This window comes from Ensifer meliloti (assembly GCF_030064585.1).
Taxonomy (GTDB): domain Bacteria; phylum Pseudomonadota; class Alphaproteobacteria; order Rhizobiales; family Rhizobiaceae; genus Sinorhizobium; species Sinorhizobium meliloti.
The window spans coordinates 267,889-286,906 of sequence record NZ_CP120366.1 but is presented as its reverse complement, the minus strand read 5'-3'; the positions used below and the strand labels follow the sequence as shown (position 1 = coordinate 286,906).

At 58.1% G+C, this 19,018-nt stretch carries 15 protein-coding genes and 3 pseudogenes; 9 read left to right on the top strand and 9 right to left on the bottom strand.

Annotated features, from left to right (window positions below; all coding sequences use genetic code 11):
- Nucleotides 1-125: 125 nt before the first annotated feature.
- The gene (locus PZL22_RS25755) at nt 126-1,019 is read right to left on the bottom strand and encodes an arginase family protein (RefSeq protein ID WP_127621483.1); all 894 of its coding nucleotides are present in this window, start codon (nt 1,017-1,019) and stop codon (nt 126-128) included.
- A gap of 538 nt (nt 1,020-1,557) precedes the next feature.
- Here PZL22_RS25755 and PZL22_RS25750 point away from each other — a divergent pair.
- Entirely contained in the window at nt 1,558-1,854 is a 297-nt protein-coding gene (locus tag PZL22_RS25750) for a hypothetical protein (protein ID WP_164820640.1), read from the top strand.
- Nucleotides 1,844-2,427, top strand: a pseudogene (locus PZL22_RS25745) (type II toxin-antitoxin system VapC family toxin). Before PZL22_RS25750 ends, PZL22_RS25745 begins: the two are co-directional and overlap by 11 nt.
- A 24-nt stretch (nt 2,428-2,451) precedes the next feature.
- Here the strand turns inward: PZL22_RS25745 and PZL22_RS25740 are convergent.
- Nucleotides 2,452-2,869 (bottom strand): annotated as a pseudogene (locus PZL22_RS25740) (Ros/MucR family transcriptional regulator).
- 127 nt (nt 2,870-2,996) lie between these two features.
- On the opposite strand from PZL22_RS25740, the gene PZL22_RS25735 reads away from it, so the two are divergent.
- Both PZL22_RS25735 and PZL22_RS25730 read left to right on the top strand, forming a co-directional pair.
- A complete protein-coding gene (locus PZL22_RS25735; protein ID WP_014528862.1) occupies nt 2,997-4,175 on the top strand; it encodes a low temperature requirement protein A in 1,179 nt (392 codons plus the stop codon).
- Between the two features lie 584 nt (nt 4,176-4,759).
- Nucleotides 4,760-5,353: a hypothetical protein gene (locus PZL22_RS25730; RefSeq protein WP_127621484.1), complete on the top strand. Its 594-nt coding sequence runs from the start codon at nt 4,760-4,762 to the stop codon at nt 5,351-5,353.
- A 146-nt stretch (nt 5,354-5,499) separates the two neighbouring features.
- On the opposite strand, the pseudogene PZL22_RS25725 reads toward PZL22_RS25730, so the two are convergent.
- A pseudogene (locus PZL22_RS25725) lies at nt 5,500-5,708 on the bottom strand (hypothetical protein).
- A gap of 717 nt (nt 5,709-6,425) precedes the next feature.
- Between PZL22_RS25725 and PZL22_RS25720 the strand changes: the two are divergent.
- Both PZL22_RS25720 and PZL22_RS25715 read left to right on the top strand, forming a co-directional pair.
- Complete coding sequence (locus PZL22_RS25720) at nt 6,426-6,881, top strand: transposase (RefSeq protein WP_010967898.1); 456 nt, start codon at nt 6,426-6,428, stop codon at nt 6,879-6,881.
- A gap of 260 nt (nt 6,882-7,141) precedes the next feature.
- Entirely contained in the window at nt 7,142-7,741 is a 600-nt protein-coding gene (locus PZL22_RS25715) for a hypothetical protein (protein WP_127525049.1), read from the top strand.
- A 281-nt stretch (nt 7,742-8,022) separates the two neighbouring features.
- On the opposite strand, the gene PZL22_RS25710 is transcribed toward PZL22_RS25715, so the two are convergent.
- Nucleotides 8,023-9,219: a sensor histidine kinase gene (locus tag PZL22_RS25710; RefSeq protein WP_284718773.1), complete on the bottom strand. Its 1,197-nt coding sequence runs from the start codon at nt 9,217-9,219 to the stop codon at nt 8,023-8,025.
- A gap of 59 nt (nt 9,220-9,278) precedes the next feature.
- Entirely contained in the window at nt 9,279-9,971 is a 693-nt protein-coding gene (locus tag PZL22_RS31640; protein WP_411756307.1) for a hypothetical protein, read from the bottom strand.
- Between PZL22_RS31640 and PZL22_RS25705 the strand changes: the two genes are divergently transcribed.
- Nucleotides 9,898-10,326, top strand: a complete 429-nt coding sequence (locus PZL22_RS25705; RefSeq protein WP_411756306.1) for a hypothetical protein — start codon at nt 9,898-9,900, stop codon at nt 10,324-10,326. The two genes, PZL22_RS31640 and PZL22_RS25705, sit on opposite strands and share 74 nt — an antisense overlap.
- 502 nt (nt 10,327-10,828) lie before the next feature.
- Here PZL22_RS25705 and PZL22_RS25700 read toward each other — a convergent pair.
- The 4 genes from PZL22_RS25700 to PZL22_RS25685 all read right to left on the bottom strand — a co-directional run bounded on the left by PZL22_RS25700 (nt 10,829) and on the right by PZL22_RS25685 (nt 15,747).
- On the bottom strand, nt 10,829-12,283 hold the full coding sequence (locus PZL22_RS25700) for a TrkH family potassium uptake protein (RefSeq protein WP_127621486.1): 1,455 nt from the start codon (nt 12,281-12,283) through the stop codon (nt 10,829-10,831).
- A gap of 549 nt (nt 12,284-12,832) precedes the next feature.
- On the bottom strand, nt 12,833-13,249 hold the full coding sequence (locus PZL22_RS25695) for a response regulator transcription factor (protein ID WP_088198330.1): 417 nt from the start codon (nt 13,247-13,249) through the stop codon (nt 12,833-12,835).
- 82 nt (nt 13,250-13,331) lie between these two features.
- Nucleotides 13,332-13,976: a response regulator transcription factor gene (locus PZL22_RS25690; protein ID WP_088201043.1), complete on the bottom strand. Its 645-nt coding sequence runs from the start codon at nt 13,974-13,976 to the stop codon at nt 13,332-13,334.
- A complete protein-coding gene (locus PZL22_RS25685) occupies nt 13,969-15,747 on the bottom strand; it encodes a sensor histidine kinase (protein ID WP_088201240.1) in 1,779 nt (592 codons plus the stop codon). The genes PZL22_RS25690 and PZL22_RS25685 overlap by 8 nt, the downstream gene beginning before the upstream one ends.
- A 446-nt stretch (nt 15,748-16,193) precedes the next feature.
- Here PZL22_RS25685 and PZL22_RS25680 point away from each other — a divergent pair, with 446 nt between their 5' ends.
- Together PZL22_RS25680 and PZL22_RS25675 are read left to right on the top strand one after the other, a co-directional pair.
- Nucleotides 16,194-17,861 (top strand): arylsulfatase, encoded by a 1,668-nt coding sequence (locus PZL22_RS25680; RefSeq protein WP_127524742.1) that lies wholly within the window; start codon nt 16,194-16,196, stop codon nt 17,859-17,861.
- Between the two features lie 87 nt (nt 17,862-17,948).
- Complete coding sequence (locus PZL22_RS25675; protein WP_088198327.1) at nt 17,949-18,962, top strand: HAD family hydrolase; 1,014 nt, start codon at nt 17,949-17,951, stop codon at nt 18,960-18,962.
- Nucleotides 18,963-19,018: the final 56 nt, after the last annotated feature.

Below are 19,018 nucleotides of genomic sequence, written 5' to 3'. Positions count from 1 at the left end.
TCTGCACCCCCTTCGGCTCGATTTTTCGGAGCTGTGAGAAAACGAGAAAACGAACAGGGGCGCAAAATGTTGCGCAGCGTCAAACGCCATCTGCTGCGCCGGAAAGCAGACGTTGCTCGCCGTGTTCAGGACGCTGCTGTTCCGAGCGCTGCGGCCAGTACGTCGGCCAGGTCGCGCCCGGCGCTGCCGTCCTCATCAAGGCGCGGGTTGTAGATGGTGATCTCGATGCCGACTGCCTTGCCACTCGCCAAGGCAACCCGAAGCGCGGCCCCTAGCTCGTCGCACGACAACCCGCCCGCCATGCGGAAATCGACAGCCGGCATGATGGCGTCGTCGAGGCAATCGGCGTCGAGATGGATGAAGAAGCCGTCCAGTTCCTCTCGCGTCAGGTGGTCGACCGCTTCGCGCGCGGCGGCCTCAATGCCCACTGCGCGCACGGCGGGAAGCTCAATCGCCTTGAGCTCGTTAGGGAGCGGCTGGCTTCCGTACTCCTCCTGATCCTTATGATCGCGATACGCGAACGCGACAGCGTCTTCGGGACGGACCAGAGGACCGCGACCTTCAATGTCGGTCAGGTGCGACGGGCCGTAGCCGGTGACCAGAGCAAGGTCCATGGAGGCGCCCTCACCATTAGGTTCCGCCTCGGGCTGGAAGAAATCGGCGTTACCGTCGATGAAGAACAGGCCGTAGCGGCCGCGCCGGCGAAACGCGAGCATCGAGCCCAGAACGATCGTGCAATCGCCGCCCAGCACCACCGGAAATTCGCCCCCGGCAAGCACCGCTTCCACCGCGTCGGCGAGCTTGGGCGACCAAGCCGCAATTGCCCTGGCATTCAGGATGCCAGTCTCGGGATCTGGCGTAGGCTCCTTCGGAGGCACCGCCAGCCGCTCGGCGTGGCGCGCATGGATGCGCTCCGCAAGACCGAGATGCAGGAGTTGGTCGGGCAGGCGCTCCACTCCGTGGGTCGCCAGTCCCAACGTGGAAGGGGCTTCGAGAATTGCATAAGGAAGGGTCGGCATGGGCGCCTCCGTGAGCGACTACTTTGCGGAGTAGATTGCTGCCTCGATTTTGTAACTATCTGTATCGCGGACGAACGCCCCATAATAGTTGGCATCGTAGTTCGGCCGCAGCCCCAGAGCGCCATCGTTGCTGCCACTATATCTTAATGCTGCGTAAAATTGATTGACTATCGAACGGTCCTCGACGGCAAGGCGACATGAGTGCCATTGCCCACGGTCGGTGGTTTTCCATCAATCGGAACCTGAACGCTGAAAGTGAAACGTGCCGCTTCCATAGCCTAGTCCACCTCGTCCTCTGCCATCGGCACAAGGCCGACGATGGGCAAAAACGGCATCGTAGAAGCGCTTCGAACGCCCAACATCATTCGTCCCTACCGAGACATGGTGGATCACAACTACCTGCGCTCCAGCTTTGTCCCTAACGGCAGCTTCTGGTCATTGTTTCCTCAAAGCCGACTGTCGTTTGTTCACCACAAGATACAGCCTTGCTTTCATGTTGAACGGTAATTTATGTTGTGTTCAACACACGGAGGCTAGCATGCGTGCCCAAATCCGTTCCGCTGCAGAAAACGAGGCAAAGGTTGCCTTGACCCGCAACAAACTGGTGCTTGATCAAGCGCGGGCCGTTGGCCTTCTCGGCACCGCGAAAAATACACGTTTGTCAGGGCGTGTACCATCGGAGTTGATCGAAGCCGCGAAGAAGCGAGCCCACGTCACTTCCGACACCGAACTGTTGGAACTGGCACTGGCGCGGCTGGCACTGGAGGATGACTTTGGCGCCCGCCTCGTCGGCCGGAAAGGCAGCATTCCAGCGGACGTCGACCTTGGGATTTGATCTCCTCGAGACCCTCCGATCACTGAAGCCTCAAAAACGCCTAGGAACGCTTGAACGCCGCGCCGATGATGATTTGCCCTGGGTAGAAGACGAGCCAACCATTGGTGGTCCAGGTTCCTGGACACCGTCGTCTATCTGGATGTGCTGCAGGGGCGATCGCCGGCAGAGATAGATGCACTTGTGACCTATCGGCTATGCCACCATTCGGCTGTGTGTCTCTCCGAGCTGACCCATGATTTGGGCCGCCTGGATCCGAAACATGTTTCAACGAAGTCGGTCCTGGAAACAATTCAGGCGACGGTAGGCGACATACCGGAGCACAGACTTCATGCCCCGGACGCAGCTATCTGGGGGCAAGCCGGCGTCCTCGCTGGCTTGCTCTTTCGGTTGACCAACTTGCCAAGGGGTGAGGGTCACGAGCGTCGGTTTGTAAACGATGCTCTGATTTTCCTGCAGGCGCGGCAATTGGGTGCGAGTGTGCTTACCGGAAACATCCGGGATTTCGACTATCTTTCCCAGATCATTCCGACGGGGCGCGTCATTCTGTACCGATCTCCTGCAGCGCCACGATGATGAAGTAAGTAGTGGTCAGCGCACCTACTTCAACGCCCGGCTCTTTCCCAGCCCCATCGCGCGTGCGTGTTTCGAGCGCTGCAGGGCATAGTTGCGAGCTGTCATCGGGTATTCGGATGGAAGCTTCCATTTTTTCGCGATACTGGTCCGGCGTCATACCGTATTTTGTCGTCAAATGCCGCTTGAGAGACTTGAATTTCTTGCCGTCCTCCAAGCAGACGATGAAGTCGTCGGTCACCGACTTCTTGATGGGGACCGCGGGGCGTTGTTCCTCGACTGCTGGCGGGGTCTCCCCTGGTCCAGAAGTTTCGTTCAGGGAGCCGTAGGTTTGCTGGATAAGATAAGGGAGTTCGTCGGGGGCAATGACATTGCGGCTCAAATAGGCCGATACGATGCGGCTGGTGAGCTCAAGTCTTCGTCCGTTTGTGCGCGTTTCCGTCAATGATCTTCTCCGCAGCCTGTTACCAATGAAATCGAGCGATGTAGAGTGCAGATATTTCGGTCGGAACGAAGGCACTATGAGCCGCGAGTCGCTATATATCTCTGCTTGTCATCCCTACGAGGGTTCCATGGCTGAAAACCACACGCACTGGCTTCGGAAAGAGAATACGGATCAGACGAAGGCGAGCTTTCCGGAACTCTTTTTCGATCTCGTTTTTGTATTTGCCCTGATTCAGCTTTCCGAGAGCCTTTCGGATGATTTCAGTCTTGGCATCGCCGCCGAAGCAGTGCTTTTCATCTTCGCGCTTTGGTGGGTATGGATCCATACGACGTGGGTCATGGATCTTCTGGATACCGAGATCGAACCGGTCCGCCTGCTGCTCTTCACTCTCATGTTCTTCGGCATCGTGATGGCGATTGCGCTGCCCGAGGCCTTCAAAGGCATGGGCCTTCTCTTTGCCGTCGCCTATTCAGCGATGCAGGTCAGTCGGTCGCTGTTCGCACTCTATGCATTCCGAAGAGGCGACCCGGCCTCGTTCATGACCTTTTTCCGGATCACCGCCTGGCTTACGATTTCAAGCACCTTCTGGATTACGGGAGGCCTGTCGGAACCGCATCTGCGCGTCGTCCTGTGGATCGTGGCGCTCGTTGTGGAATATACAGGTCCGACGGTCCGCTACTGGGTGCCACTTATCGGGGCTTCGCCGCGGGAAACCCTTGACATCGACGGGGAACATCTTGCGGAACGCAGCGCTCTTTTTGTCATCATCGCACTTGGCGAGACCATCCTGACAATTGGCAAACACACGTTCAGCAACCTCGAGACTGAGGGCACGCCCTGGGTCCTCTGTTTTTCCTTTCTCACCACGGTTCTCATGTGGTGGATCTATTTTCACGACGGCCAGCAACGGGCCGCTGACAAGGCAGAAGACACGTCCAAACCGCAAACCACCGCGCAGTATCTCTTCACCTATGGCCACCTTCCGATCGTTGGCGGCATCATCTTCACGGCGGTCGGAGAAGATTTCAGCCTGGCGCACCCTTACCAACTGGGAACGTACAATTTCGCGCTGGCTCAGCTCGGCGGGCCGATCCTGTTCCTGGCTGGGACAATGTGGATGAAAAGGGTGTCATCGCGCGTCCTGCCCTATTCGCATGTCTTTGGCATCAGCCTGCTCACAGCTAGTTTCACGCTTGTGCCCTTCGTCGCCAACTTCGCTATCCAGGCGCTGACAGGTGTTATACTGCTCGTGGTCGCCGTGTGGGAGTATGTCGCGTTGAAGCATCTGCGGCGCAGCGCCGCTTGATTGCCACGGCTTTCGTTTCTGCTGCGCCCTAGAAATATGCCACACCTTCCTCTTCATGCAGAAGGTGTAGCCGGACGCTTCGGGCATCCTCCACAGCTCCTCCGTTCTATCGCTACTGCTTGGGCAGTTGGTGCCGGTCGCACGCACCGTCCTCAAGGCCCCGGTCTTCAATGAGCTTCCCGACCGGCAGGAGGTCGCGCAGCGCCCAGTGCCTGCGCTATCCCGTCGTGCCGGCCCCAAAGCGGGTAAGCCCCTTCAACGACACCCCCGCCGGCGAGTTTTGGGATCGCGGAAATCCCAGACGGCTTCCCCAAGGTTTCAGGGCGCCGCTGCAGGTAGGGCAGCTTTGTTGACTCCGTCTTCCGCTCGGCCGAAAACAGACTTCCGCTTCCAGAAGGAGATCATCTGATGGCTGAAGAGAATAGTATGTTCCTCAATGACAGGTTTGTCGTGGCGGACGCCACGGAAAGACACCGACGATGCAAAAGCATACTGCTGTCGAACTTTTCCGCCGCATTGCAAAACTGAGTGAGTAGCAATACCTCAACCGGATCGCAGTCCGGCTCGCTCAAAGTGGGGACACTATGAAAACACCGTGGAAATTCCTTGCCCGATTGGCGTCGCGGCAACCATCGGGGAAAGCGCAAGAGAGCTCGGCCGGGAATGACACCGATTCCAAGACTCTCGAGCATACGTCCGCACTTCCACCCAGTCCGACGGTGGCTGCCAGCCCGCTTGCTCGAAATGGGGACGTCTCGGTTGATCAAGGGCCAATCGCATCGGATAAGCCGGCAGGCCATAACGGTGTCGCACAGGCGTTAGAACCGCCAATCCATGCGGATGAGGTTCAAACAACTGCGCGTGACGAAGCCGACCAATCGGGCGCCGAAGCGAATTCGCTGGCTCCGAAAAGCGCGGCAAGCACAAAGTCGCAACGCAAACCGCGGATCAAGCGTCGAGAACGTGGGAAGAGAGCCAACGCCCACGTGGATGCTCAAAGCGCTGTCGTCCAAAAGCATTATCAAAACCTGCAACAATCGTCGTCACGTGACTTGTTTTTCCATGAATTGGCGACACTCGACGAAGAAATCAAAATGCTGAGGACCCAACTCGCTCAAAAGCTTCATCTGCAGAACGTTCAGCTGAAGAAAATGCTGGAGCGATTCGACCTTTCGTGAACTCGGCGGCACTCCTATAAGCGCGCCTGCGTCATCTTCGCTTGGCGGGAGGCCCTCGCCGCCATTCAATTGAATGGGTGCGAAAGCCTGTTGAGCAGACACCCATCAAATAGGCTCATTGCGTATTCGTCGACGCGTGCTGCGCCTCAGGACAGCCCAGCGACAATACTCAAGCCCAGGTCGTCGCGAATCCCTGATTGATATGCATTGATCAGTTTTGCGGCGAGTGCTTCAGCTTCTTCTGACTTGCGTGGCAAAGCTCGCCTTTGCAGTTCGTCCAGGAAGGCTTTCCGATTGTCTCCAACTCGTCGGGCCCAATTGGATCGAAACTCGAGGTTTGAGCTGATTTCATCATTCCCCTCCCTCCGCCGCCGGCTGCGACGGAAGACCCTTCGTGACTCTGCGTTTCAGCCTGAACTGAACGGGTGCAGCTTCGCATTAGATCTATCGAAATTGAGCCGTCCTTACGGCCTGACGGTCCGTATCGACCCACTGCAGTGCCCCAAGGGCCGAGCCAAATAGCAGAGCAGGCACAGCCAGGGCTCCCATGAACCTCAGCATTTGGAGCCGACGTGTTCGCTTTCCATCCCAATCGTAAGCCATTTGCACGCCCCCGTCGTATAAAGCACGCCGAGATAGAACCAGAGAACGACTTTTTCGTCGAGTCTATTTTCAAGTATTACTTTTAGAGGAATTTCCTCTGCGGGTTTTATATTGCACATTCAAGGGCGTCGATAGAAAATGAGAAGTAAAGGTGTCCAAGCAGGCATGGTGATCGCGCTTGGCCGTGACGGAGGGCTTCTAGCAGGCGGTGCCCTGCGGCATCACACTGCGATAAGCCTTCGCGCTCGCGCCGACCCTGCGCCAACATGTAGGGGCCCCGATCGTCGAATTAGGGATAGTGGTCAGCGCCGTCTATTTCCGGTGAGGGCCGGAAGCTTTCACCGGTAGATCGTCAGGCTCTAGGTGTGAGCCAGGCATCAACGATCCGTAAAGCAGGACTCTGATGGTCGTGTTGACTCTGTGGAGCACTCAGCCGAAAACAGGCGATGATTAAAGGAGGAAATTGCTGATGGCTGACGAGAGTAATACAGGACCAGTTGCTGCGGCCGTAGCGGCGGACGCTGAAGTGAAAGTACCAACGGCTAAGAAGCTGAGGTCGCCACGGCCTCAGAAGGCGGCTGCCGAACCAGCTCAACCAAAGGCGCCGGCCGCTAAACCCAGGAGGTATAGCGAACAAGAGAGAAACGACAAGCTTAAGCTGATCGAGACGCAAGTCAGCGAAGGAAACACCCTCAAGAACGCTATCCAGAGTGCCGGCATATCAGAGCAAACCTACTATCATTGGAAAGGTGCCGCGAAGCCTGTCGGAAAAAAGGACGCGAAGAGCACCAAGCCCCTACCGGCCGGCGATGAGTTCGCAGATCTTGTCAAGTTGGAAGAGGAAAACCAGAAACTCCGCAAACGACTGGCGGAGAAGCTGCGCACGGAAAACGCCGAACTGCGCAAGAGGCTCGGTCTGGATTAACCAGGACCGGGGATGCGCGGGGCGACAGGTTCTTCGTCGTCCTCCGTGTTACGCCAGAGGCTCATATGCCTCCGCATTTCGCATTGTCGCGACAAGCGAGCCTGCTGTTCCCATCGTCGCCGGGTGAAAGACACGCGAGCTGCGGGGTTGGTTTAGCAGGGAGTTGAAGCGGGCGAGGAACGGCTGTATTGGTGCGCCAGCAGGAATGCAACGGCGCCAATCGGCGTTCATTTTTCACGTATGCTTGGGACCGAAAGTAGATGAAGACGCCACAACGGAGGTTTGTTGTTGAATTCAAGTCGGGGCGACGACAGCCAAAAGCCCAGACGAACTCAATCTGGGGAAACACAGATCTTAAGGCTTTGGCCCGCGAAGTGGAGGAGACCACGCCGCATCTGTTCAATTCAGGTGAAGCGGCTGGAACGCTAAACTCGGATGAAACTGCGCCGGCTTATCCGACCGATGCAGAGCCTGCCAATCCACGCGCCGACGATGTCGACGTTGCATTAGCAGCGATGCCATTTGCCAACGGCGCAGAGGTCGAAATCTCGAAGCACCATGGGGCCGATCATCCGCCCGAACCGGTCGTGCAAGAAGAGGAGAGCCAACCGGCGTCGCAGGCACGAACGACATCAATCAGCACCTCTCGAAAGCGCGCCAAGCGCGCGTACGCCCAGACGATTGCGCACAATTCCGAGGTTGGGAAGGGGGATCCAAAGCCTGTCGACGAGCGGATCTCACTCGACGAGCTCGCCGTCCTGGAGGCAGACAACAAGCGCCTCAAGAGGTTGCTGGCTAAACAGCTTCATGCACAGAACTTGCAACTCAAGAAGATGCTTGCGCGGTTTGACGTCGAATAGTGAGGTCGCGCCACTGGCGTAAGAAAACCGGTCCGGCGCGAGTTCCGCGGCTAGCCCCGCGCGCCGGGTGCGCTACCTCGACGTCACCTGCCGGGTTTTCGCGCGTTTGCACTGCTGAAGGTGTCGGGTCTGACAACCCGATATTGCCATGTCAGGCGGAACGTCGAAGTTGGCACTTGGAATGCAGCGGCGATGCGCCTGAGCCTGGCGGAGGGTCCCCGAGCAACGGGGATAATTAAGACGCCATTGATTGTGGGAGCCCGACCGGCTTCCGACGGTGCCTATCGCGCCAGAATAGATAAGGGCATGACGATGTTCACCGACAGACCGACCGGTCGCCAGTCATAGTTTAAGGTGCCGCCGAACTGGTGGGTGACGGTGGCCTCCACCAATGTGCTGCCGAAGCCCTTGGAAGCCGGCGGGATAGATATTTGGGTACCCCGGTCCTCACTCCATGTGATGCTAAGATCGTCGCCGTCGATCTGCCAAAGAACGTCCACCCTTCCATTTTCGCTGCATAGTGCCCCGTATTTGGCGGCATTAGTCGCGAGTTCATGGAAGACCAGCGCGAGTCCGTTCACCGATTGCTCACCGCATAGAACCGACGGCCCGCGGAGTGAGAGCCTTCTCCTGCTGCCTGTTATCGGAGGCTCGTGCGGATCGGTGACGATGCTCAACAGCTCGGCAAGGTTGGAGGCCGCCCCCTGAACGTCGCTAAAAGATGGTCTCACCAAAGAATGGGCAGCGGCGAGCGCATGCAACCTGCCGGACAATAGTGCGACTAAATCATCCTTGTTGTCCGTGCTGCGGGCGCTGATGCGGATCATGCCGTCGACGATAGTGAAAAGGTTTTTGAGCCGATGGCTCATCTCCCTGGTAAGCAGTTCCTGCTGTTCAAGTGCCTGCTGGAGTTCCTGTTCGGATCGGACCATCTTCAGTGCTATGCCGATGAACCCCGCGAGCTCCTGCATCGTGGCCCCGTGGCCGCAGTGGAAATGTCCAATTCTGTCGGCGACGATCCACAGTGTCCCGAGTGGTTCCGTTCGTCCGATGTACAGGGGAACGAGCAGAACCTCCGGCAGCGACAAGCCCGGTGGTATCCAATCATAGACGCGTTCTGGATGAATGGTCAGTGTCGGTGCGCTTCGCTCTAGCGTGATACCACATGGCGAGAAATCGCGGGGCGTAGTAGCCCCGTTGAACGGCGACAGAATCCCCTTTAGATGATGCCAACGGAACACTGGAGACGGCTCTGTCTCTTCGAGCAGACTGATACCGGCCGAAATTCCGCCTGTCAGTTCCATGGCGAGTTCCACGAACCTTGGGAGCATTTCCCCAGGCGCGTCGTGCATGCGTCTGGCGAGCTGGAGAAGCGCGGCCTTCTCCCGCGCCGCATCGCCCTGTGGCACTGGCCTCTGACTCAGATCGACCGCGTAGACCGTCGAAACGTCGGGTTTGGACACCTTCGCAGCTTCCATCTTCTCGCTTCCCTCTCGGTGCGCTCTGAACGACTGCAGGCTTCATCTGTATCGTAACTCTAAGCCGGTGGCAAAACACGTGACACGGGTAGAGACGAGCGAGCGTGATCTACCGTGAAGGTCGGTGAGTTGCCGCCGAATGGCCGCGGGGCGCGCTCGACGGCCTGTTTGACTGATTCATACACACGCCCAAGCGGTGCGCAACCTTGCCCCGCGGATGGAGCAGACCGCACTCCTTCAATCCTCAAAGAGAATGCGAATATCGCGTCGCACGCGTCGCCGATCGGCGTCCGAAAAGGCCGCATGAATGAGTTTCGCAGCCTCAGCTTTGCCGAGCGGCTCAGCAAGCAACCTGGAAACAGCACCGCTACCGGATACAAATGGAAGATCGCATCTCCGTTGGCCCGCACGAGGAAGAGCTTACCGTCGAGGCCTTCAACCTTGATATCGCTCGCGGCATAAGGCCAGCGCGCCGACCCGCCGGGAAATTGTCTCGGCCGTACCTGCTTGGTCCGATCAAAATGGCCGGCGGAGCCGAGGGGTCGCTTTTTGCCCAGCTTTCCCACATAAGTTCGGCAGAAAGAAAGACGATGCTTGTCGCTGGCGCCGCCGCCGCGATGACCGCCATCTTCGGTCGGAATCGGGTACGACCTAATTACCGATCTTCTCGCAAGCAACATGACATGGGTCGCGATAAAGACCGTCCTTATCGTCAAGGCAGGAATCTGGCTGGTTGCCTTGTCGTCCGGCACGTTCGGGGGCGTCCTGGCACCTCTCCTTATAGTCGGGGGAGCGTTCGGAGCGCTGTTCGGCCGGGTTCTTCCGGGTGAGGGGACTTTGGGCGCTTCTCGGCATGGCGTCGATGATGGGCGGTACCATGCGGGCGCCGCTGACGGTCACCTTTTCGCGGTCGAGCTGACCGTCCATGTCTGCTTGCTCGTCCCCCTCTTTGCGGCCGCTACGGTTGCCTCCTATGGGATCACTGTCCTGCTGCTGATGATCGATCCTGACCGAAAAGATCGCGCGCCGCGGACGGCACGTCATCCGCGAATATGCCCGCATGCGGCAATACGCACTCTGGCGATAGGCGCGGAGACCGTCGGGTGACCTCTGTCCCACTACGGTGAACGATCACTGCTTACTGCGCCGCGTCAGGGGCATTCTTCTGCGGAAGCTTATATTCGATCCCCCGAGGATAACTACAGCCTCAATACCCCTAGCTTTCCCGGCCGGGACCAAATGAACTTCACTGTTACTCCATAGAGGGGTGAACCGCTCCAGGTCGGTAGCCGAACAAGTTCCGCTTCAAGTACCGGCGGAATGGAAAACCCACGATGAAGCACGGCCGGCATAAGTCCTCGGTATCCGTGGCATGGTGTCAGACACTGCGCTTCGCATAAAGCGCGGCGAGCGCCGTCGTCATATAAAAGGCCGTACCAGCGGCCATGCGACCAATGCGTACGCGCCGACGCTGAGGATGTTCCCCAATATTCGGCCAACGAGTTCGTATGGATCTCGCTGATGGGCGGTCATCTGGTCTCTCCAAAACAGTTGTCATTTGCCGTGGTAGCATACAGCCGTTTGCCGGTCACCAAGATCTCATAGTTTGTCACTGCTTCCAGAACACCGGTGTTAGGATGACAAGCACGGTCAGCACTTCAAGTCGCCCCATCATCATCATGAGCGAAAGCAGATAAAGTTCCGGGTCCTCGAGGGTCGAGAAATTGCCCGCGGGGCCGACAAGAGTGCCAAGGCCGGGGCCGACGTTCGAGAGGCAGGTAATGACTGCTGATACCGCGGTGAGGAAGTCGTAGCCCAACGCCGCCATCGTCAGGCTACCGAAGATCCAAAGGAGGATATAGGTAACGAAGAACAGGAGGATCGCCCGCAAAGTGTCGGCGTCCAACGAGTTCCGACCGTAGCGGACAGGGTAGACTGCCGCCGGATAGATGAGTTTGCGTAAGCCAGAGTGGATGGCGTTGAAGAGAACGATGAAGCGGTAGGCCTTTATGCCACCGGCGGTGGAGCCGGAACACCCACCCATGAAGGTCGCGATGAATGCAGCCATCACGACGAAAGGTCCCCAAAGCTGGTAGTCCTCGCTCATGTAACCCGCAGTCGACAGAATCGAGCTGAAGTTGAAGAATGCGTGAGCCAGCGCGATGTGAAATTCGACGCCATTCGTCAGGCGGTGATAGATCGCGACCGAGAAAGCGAAGACCGTCAGATAGGCAAGAAAAACGAAGATCTGAGGATCACGCAATGCGTCGAGCCGACCACGTGCAACGAACACGATGAGGATCGAAAAGGGCAGACTGCACAATGTCATGAAAAACGTTGCGGTCCACAGGAGCGGAATGCTGCCGAAATACGCGAACGATGCATCGTGGGTTGAGAAGCCACCGGTGGCGACCGTCGACATGGCGTGATTGATCGCATCGAACCGGTTCATGCCGGTCACGTTGTACCCGATGGCACAAAGGAGCGTGATGCCGACATAGACCGTGAAAAACGCCCGGCTGAACGTGGCGAGGCGGGCAAAGGGCTTCTCGTTTGTGTCGGAGGATTCCATCTTGAAGAAGGACATTCCCCCGACCCGCAGGTACGGGATGATGAACAGGCCCAGGACGACGATTCCAACGCCTCCGAGCCAGCAGATGAGGGACCGCCAAATCAGAATGCCGGGCGGGGCATCGTCCAGTCCGACGATCACCGTCGATCCGGTCGTGGTAATCGCCGACACAGACTCGAAAAGCGCCTGCGCGAAGTCGAGATCGAGGGATGACATCCACAGCGGCAAGGCGCCGATCAACGCGAAAGCCGACCAGAGAACGTTGACGAGTAGAAAACCGAACTTCTTGGAAAACGGAGGCGGCCCGGCACGGGTCGCCATGAAAGTCGTGGCGGAAAGGCCACTGGTGACGAAGGCGGCCGCCGCGAAGACCTGCCAATCGGAATGGCCATAATAGAGGTCCAGCATCGCAGGAATCAGCATCGCGGCCGACAGATAGAGGCCGAGAATTGCCGCAATGTGAATGGCGTGCCGGAAAAGTGAAGCATTCAATCTAGTGTCATCCCAAAGATGGTGATGGTGACCAGTTTTTCTAGCGAGAATTCGACCAGCGGATGACCAAAGTCAAATGGACTCCCGTTTCCATTCGCCATTTACACAGAACTTATAGCGCCTAAGCCAGGATCTCAGAACTCAGGAGCCCGGTCGAGACCGGTAGCCGCGCGCTCGCTTCTGGCGAGTCAAGAATAGAAAGAGGCCAACAGCTTGACGGTCATCCTCAAACAAATCGGTGCGTACCTTTGCCGCCTGTGCGATGCGGCCTATCAAAAGCCGCTTTCGGCCCCGAGACGGGAACCCGAATCGTTGAAGCAATTCAAAGCTGAGGCTCGATATCCGGCAAAGACCAGTTGTTGTCGAAAAACCCTCGGTTGGCCCGTACCAGCGGAAATATGCAAACCATCCTCGCCCAGGCAACGTCTTGACCCAGTTTAGGTGGCTCGCGGGCGGTTCAGGCCCAAAATGCGAGACTCCGGCTACTCCACCCTATGTGAGGTGAAATTCGACCGCTGCCAATTGTCCTTTCGCGAAGTGGGCTCGCATTCAAAGGCCCGGCGGACCCGCCAATGCCCTGTTGACAGCGCCGATCAACAAGTCGGCCGGGAAAGGCTTGTGAAGATACGCGACGCAGCCCGCCTTAAGCGCTTCCCGTTCGAGGGCCTCGTCCTCCACCGCGGTGATGAAGATGATCGAGAGGTTCGTGCCAGAGTCCCTCAAACGGTGCCACAGCGCGATGCCCGACATGCCACCTAAGTGGATATCGAGGACAACACAGCCAATCTGGCTTACATCGGCACTGCTAAGAAAGGCTTCGGCTGACGAGTGTCCTTCAGCCACAAATCCATTTACCTTCAAGAGGCGCTCGACGCTCCTGCGCATGCTCGGATCGTCATCAACGACAGCCACTATGCGCGCTGAGCTTTCCAATTGACGCCTTTCTGGAGCCGATGGAAAAAGCATGACCAGCCCCGATCATGACGATCGTATGACCAATATTGAGGCCTGGCTATTGCCCTTTGGTGAAGCGGGCGGCCCCATGTAGTTACCGTTGCAGTTGATCCGCCGCTGAATCGATCAGCCCAAGTCTCTCGGCGAGCGACACAGTCTCCGCCAGCGACCGCGCACCAAGCTTCTCCATGAGGTTGTGACGGTGTGCCTTAACCGTTCGTTCGGAGGTGCCGAGCGCTTGAGCGATCTGCTTGTTGAGTTTACCGCGGACAATCAGGCCAAATACTTCAAATTCGCGGGGCGTCAGGTTCGCCAGACGCCGCCGGAGTGCATGTTTACGATCCTGCTCCAAGCGCCGTAGCGCGTAGCGGTGCAACGCACGCCCGATGGTTTCCAACAGCACCTCCTTGGGCGTTGGCTTTTCCAAGAAGTCTTCGGCACCAGCCTTCATCGCTTGGACGGTCGCCCTGATGTCGCCTCGTCCCGTCAGAAAGACGATCGGCAGCAGCGGCGCTCTCTCGGCCAGCCGGTCCTGCAGTTCCAGTCCGCTGAGACCGGGTAGACCAAGGTCCAGCAGAACGCAGCCAGGCTCGCCGTCAGCGAATTGTGCTAGAAACTGATCACCTGATTCATAGAGGGCCACGCGAAAACCGGAGGCCGCAAGCAACCGCCCGACCGCGGTGCGGAACGATTGGTCATCATCTACGATATGGACGACGGCTTCCAAATATTCACCCATTCGTTGCGAGAGGCAGCACAATACGGAAAACCGCTCCGCCGTCGGGGCGATTGGCAGCCCAGATCTCGCCGTCATAGGTTTCGACGATCGCACGCGCGATGGAAAGGCCGAGCCCCGTCCCCGTCGGCTTGGTAGTATAGAACGGTTCGAAGATGCTGGCGAGTTGTCCGTCGGGAATTCCGCGGCCCGTATCGGAAACCGACAGCTCCACCTTGGATTCCGTCGTCAACCTCGTCTCGAGCAGGAGCCTCCTTTCGGTCGTTATCACCTCGAGCATTGCGTCCATGGCATTGGTCGCGAGATTGAGAATGACCTGCTGGACATGGACCCTGTCGGCCCGGACCGGCAGCTCGCGTGATGTCTGGCTGGAACTGACAACTACGCTCCTCCGCTCTGCCTCACCACGCAGAATCCTGATCGCGCTCGTCGTCACGTCATTGAGATCGAACTCCTGCCAGTCGATCTCGCTTCGTTTCTTGAGCAGACCCCTCATACGGGAGATGACGTCGTGGGCGCGCTGATCGTCGTCTTGAATATCCACCAGGATTTGTCCGATCAGTTCGAGGTCAGGCTTCTCCGACCGAAGAATGACCCCTGCCGCCTCGGCATTGCTGCGAATTGCACCAAGGGGCTGGTTGAGTTCATGCGCGATGGATGCCGAAAGCGCGCCCGCGGTCGCGGACTGGTTGAGATGAACGACTTCGAGGAGACGATTGCGGGATTCGGTCTCCGCCGCCTGACGGCGGCGGCGTTCGATGAGCAGTCCGGCAATAACGGTGCCCTGGAACGTAATGACGGCAAGGGCCAAGACTGCGGCGAGCCAGTATTGTTCCCAGAAAGTCAGTTCTTTGAACATCTGGATTGCGCCTGCAGGAAGATTTTTCTCCGACAGCCCCCAGCGTTCGAGCTGTCTCGCATCGGCCACATAGGTTTGCGGAGACTCGAGACTGGAAATCGATTTACCAGCAATGGCTGCGAGCGCGAGGTCAGCAACGGTCTCGCCCAGCGACTCGAACGTAACCACGCTGCCCCCGACAACTCCGTAATCGACGTAAGTGAGATACGGACCGTATATCGGCGCGCCGGCGGTCTCCGCAATTTGTTTGACCGCTTCACGAGGGATGAAATTGCGGCCGTCGCGATCCTTTAAGATCGTCAGTGCCAGGATGATGCTGTCACGGGGAACCGCGGCGGCCACCTTGGTGAACTCTTCGATCGTCAGGCCCTCCAGATAGGTCGTTTTGTAATCCTTGGAAAAAACCGCAAGATCGGCCCGCGCTCTAGCGAGCCAAGAACGATCGAATTCGGATGATCCTCCGATTATGAAAAGATGGCGCGCCTCCGGCTGGAGTCCGCGGGCCATCTCCGCAGTCTTGACTATGTCAAACTCGCTGAAGGCTCCGACCACATCGTTGGGCAGGTCCATTTCCTCGGCGGTGGAGCTGCTGAAGCCGGCGACGATAATCTTTGCACCCTCCGCGAGCTCCCTGCGGTTGGCCGAGATGAATCGCGCAGATACTTCGCCGAGTGCAATCACCACATCGGGGCGGCGATCCGAATATTTGGCCGAAAGATATCTGGCCATGCGACCGATGTGCTCCGCTTCAGGAAACCTTGAAAGGTCGAGAAACTCGGAGAAGAGATCAATTCTAGCTTTGGTAGCGTGGAGCAGCCGTGTCCTAACGGCCTCTCCGGCGGCAGTTGTCGCGGCTAATCGTTCGTCATACGGGTAGAGGATTAAAACCCGCGGGACATGGTCCCGGGTCTTCACGGCTGCAACTGGCGTGGCAGCAAAGATTGCGAGAAGAACACAGCAAGGAACCACGTATCGCCCGAGCTGGCGCGATTGCGTGGTCCAATGGCGCTCCAAGCTCATTGCGTTGCCCCCGAGAAGGTCATCGACAAATAGCAAAGCCGCAGCGCCCTTACAACCTACACCGCGGCGTCGAGTAGATCACAATCTGAAATAGTTGCCCCAAGGTACAATATCGCAGCAGCTCGCCGTGCGGTAGAGTGCTTTCCATGAGTGTCGTCCGCAACCCGCGGCGGACACTCTGGTCGGATGCCGTTCCCGATCGAAGGCGTCCGGATTTTCCAGTTACTCCAGTTGTTTCGATTGATTTCAATTTGAATACGCGACCGGCGACGCTCGTTTAAATTCCGCCGTGCGCCTGGGTGAATCACCGTTCGGCCGGAGATCTCAACGGAGGAATCGTAATGAATCGCAGGCTCATGCGTAGCGTTGGAGCATTCCTTGCTTCAACCGTTCTTTGGTGTACCGCATCCAGCCCTCAGGCTCAGGAAGCGCGACCAAAGCCCAACATTCTCTTTATCGTGTCCGACGACACCGGTTATGGAGATCTCGGGCCTTACGGCGGTGGCGAAGGTCGTGGCATGCCGACCCCGAACATCGACAGGCTGGCCGACGAAGGCATGACCTTCTTTTCCTTCTACGCCCAGCCGAGCTGTACCCCGGGCCGCGCCGCGATGCAGACCGGGCGAATTCCGAACCGCAGCGGCATGACGACGGTCGCCTTCCAGGGCCAAGGCGGTGGGTTGCCGGCAGCCGAATGGACGCTCGCTTCCGTCTTGAAGCGCGGTGGATACCAGACTTACTTCACCGGCAAGTGGCACCTGGGCGAAGCAGATTACGCGTTGCCGAATGCCCAGGGCTATGACGAAATGAAACACGTCGGCCTCTATCATCTCAATGCCTACACCTATGCCGATCCGACCTGGTTTCCCGATATGGACGCGGAAACACGGGCCCTGTTCCAGAAAGTGACGAAAGGCTCACTTTCCGGCAAGGCTGGCGGCGAGGTGACCGAAGACTTCAAAATCAACGGGCAATACGTCGATACACCTGTGATCGACGGTAAGCCGGGCGTTGTCGGCATCCCGTTCTTCGATGGGTATGTCGAGAAAGCGGCGATAGAATTCCTGGATGCCGCCGCCAAGAAGCCGGACCAACCATTCTTCATCAACGTCAACTTCATGAAGGTGCATCAGCCCAACCTTCCGGCCCCCGAATTCCAGCACAAGTCCCTGTCTAAGTCCAAATATGCCGACTCCGTCGTGGAGCTCGACACACGCATCGGCAGGATCCTGGACAAGCTGCGTGAAACCGGCATGGACAAGAACACCCTGGTTTTCTACACGACCGACAACGGCGCCTGGCAGGACGTCTATCCGGACGCCGGATATACCCCATTCCGTGGCACGAAGGGCACCGTACGCGAAGGCGGCAACCGGGTCCCTGCGATTGCGTTCTGGCCTGGCAAAATCCAGCCGGGCTCAAGGAGTCATGATGTCGTCGGCGGTCTCGACCTGATGGCGACATTCGCTTCGGCCGCCGGCGTGCCCCTACCTGACAGAGATCGCGAGGACAAGCCAATCATTTTCGACAGCTACGACATGACACCGGTTCTGCTCGGCACAGGCGAGTCGGCCCGGAAGAACTGGTTCTACTTCACAGAGAACGAGCTGACACCCGGAGCTGCGCGCGTCGGTCATTATAAGGCTGTTTTCAACCTGCGTGGTGACAATGGACAGGCGACCGGTGGCCTTGCCGTCGACACGAACCTGGGCTGGAAGGGTGCTCAATCCTACGTGGCAATCGTGCCCCAGGTGTTCGATTTGTGGCAGGATCCGCAGGAGCGCTACGATGTCTTCATGAACAATTATACCGAGCACACCTGGACTCTGGTCTCCATCTCCGCGGCGATCAAAGACCTGATGAAAACCTATGTCGAGTACCCGCCGCGCAAGCTGCAGAGCATGGGGTACGACGGTCCGATCGAACTGTCCAAATACCAGATGTTGCAGTCGATTCGGGAGCAATTCGAGAAGGAGGGTGTCCGCATCGCAATGCCGACCGGCAACTAAGTGTACCGCGGCGGCCCTGGATCAGGCCCGGGCCGCCGTGTTCCGGGACGGACCTGACCTTCGCAACGACCTTTTGGAGGACGCCCAATGTTCGCAGTTCGTGATTTCCTAAAATCCGCCCACCTTGGCGCGGTGGCGGTTGCCGCTGCACTTCTCCTTGTCACTTCAGCAAAGGCGCAGAACGATCCGTTGCCTTCGTGGAATGACACCGCCCCGAAAGCGGCCATCGTCGCCTTCGTCGAGAAGGTGACCACCGAGAACTCGCCCGACTTCGTCCCGGAGCCGGAGCGCATTGCCGTCTTCGACAATGACGGCACGTTGTGGGTCGAGCATCCAATGTACACCCAGCTCGCCTTCGCGCTCGACCGCGTAAAGGCGGAGGCTGCGGCCCATCCGGAATGGAAGGACAAACAGCCGTTCAAGGCGGTACTCGAGGGCGACATGAAGGCGCTCGCGGCAGCAGGCGAAAAGGGTCTCGTAGAGCTCATCATGGAGACCCATGCGGATATGACCCACGACGAGTTCCAGAAGTTGGTCTCCGAATGGCTCGCCACCGCGCGTGATCCGAAATTCAACAAACCCTATACCGAGCTCGTCTACCAACCGATGCTTGAATTACTCGCGTATCTGCGCGCCAACGGCTTCAAGACCTTCATCGTATCTGGCGGCGGCATCGAATTTGTGCGGCCCTGGGCCGAACAGGTCTACGGCGTTCCGCCCGAACAGGTCGTAGGCTCCTCGATCAAGACGCAGTTCGAGATGCGTGACGGGACGCCCACCCTGTTCCGCCTGCCACAAGTCAACTTCATCGACGACAAGGCAGGCAAACCTGTCGGGATCAATGCGCATATTGGCCGCCGACCAATCGCCGCTTTCGGCAATTCCGACGGCGATCTGGAAATGCTGCAATGGACGACCATGACGGGTGAGAGCGTCCGTTTCGGGATGATAATTCATCACACCGATGCAGACCGCGAATATGCCTACGACCGCAAGAGCGAATTCGGCCGCCTCGACAAGGCGCTTGATGCGGCGGCGATAAACAAATGGACAGTGGTCGACATGAAGGCGGACTGGAAAGAGATCTTTCTGAAGAAGTAAGACTGCGTATCCGCCGGTTCCGCGCCTTCCACGAGAGGAGCTCTGGTGAAAGTAGT

Bases quoted from the DNA above. Each gene is read 5' to 3' on its own strand.
- PZL22_RS25755 (WP_127621483.1), bottom strand. From the start codon at position 1,019: ATGCCGACCCTTCCTTATGCAATTCTCGAAGCCCCTTCCACGTTGGGA.
- PZL22_RS25750 (WP_164820640.1), top strand. From the start codon at position 1,558: ATGCGTGCCCAAATCCGTTCCGCTGCAGAAAACGAGGCAAAGGTTGCC.
- PZL22_RS25735 (WP_014528862.1), top strand. From the start codon at position 2,997: ATGGCTGAAAACCACACGCACTGGCTTCGGAAAGAGAATACGGATCAG.
- PZL22_RS25730 (WP_127621484.1), top strand. From the start codon at position 4,760: ATGAAAACACCGTGGAAATTCCTTGCCCGATTGGCGTCGCGGCAACCA.
- PZL22_RS25720 (WP_010967898.1), top strand. From the start codon at position 6,426: ATGGCTGACGAGAGTAATACAGGACCAGTTGCTGCGGCCGTAGCGGCG.
- PZL22_RS25715 (WP_127525049.1), top strand. From the start codon at position 7,142: ATGAAGACGCCACAACGGAGGTTTGTTGTTGAATTCAAGTCGGGGCGA.
- PZL22_RS25710 (WP_284718773.1), bottom strand. From the start codon at position 9,219: ATGGAAGCTGCGAAGGTGTCCAAACCCGACGTTTCGACGGTCTACGCG.
- PZL22_RS25705 (WP_411756306.1), top strand. From the start codon at position 9,898: ATGACATGGGTCGCGATAAAGACCGTCCTTATCGTCAAGGCAGGAATC.
- PZL22_RS25695 (WP_088198330.1), bottom strand. From the start codon at position 13,249: ATGCTTTTTCCATCGGCTCCAGAAAGGCGTCAATTGGAAAGCTCAGCG.
- PZL22_RS25690 (WP_088201043.1), bottom strand. From the start codon at position 13,976: ATGGGTGAATATTTGGAAGCCGTCGTCCATATCGTAGATGATGACCAA.
- PZL22_RS25680 (WP_127524742.1), top strand. From the start codon at position 16,194: ATGAATCGCAGGCTCATGCGTAGCGTTGGAGCATTCCTTGCTTCAACC.
- PZL22_RS25675 (WP_088198327.1), top strand. From the start codon at position 17,949: ATGTTCGCAGTTCGTGATTTCCTAAAATCCGCCCACCTTGGCGCGGTG.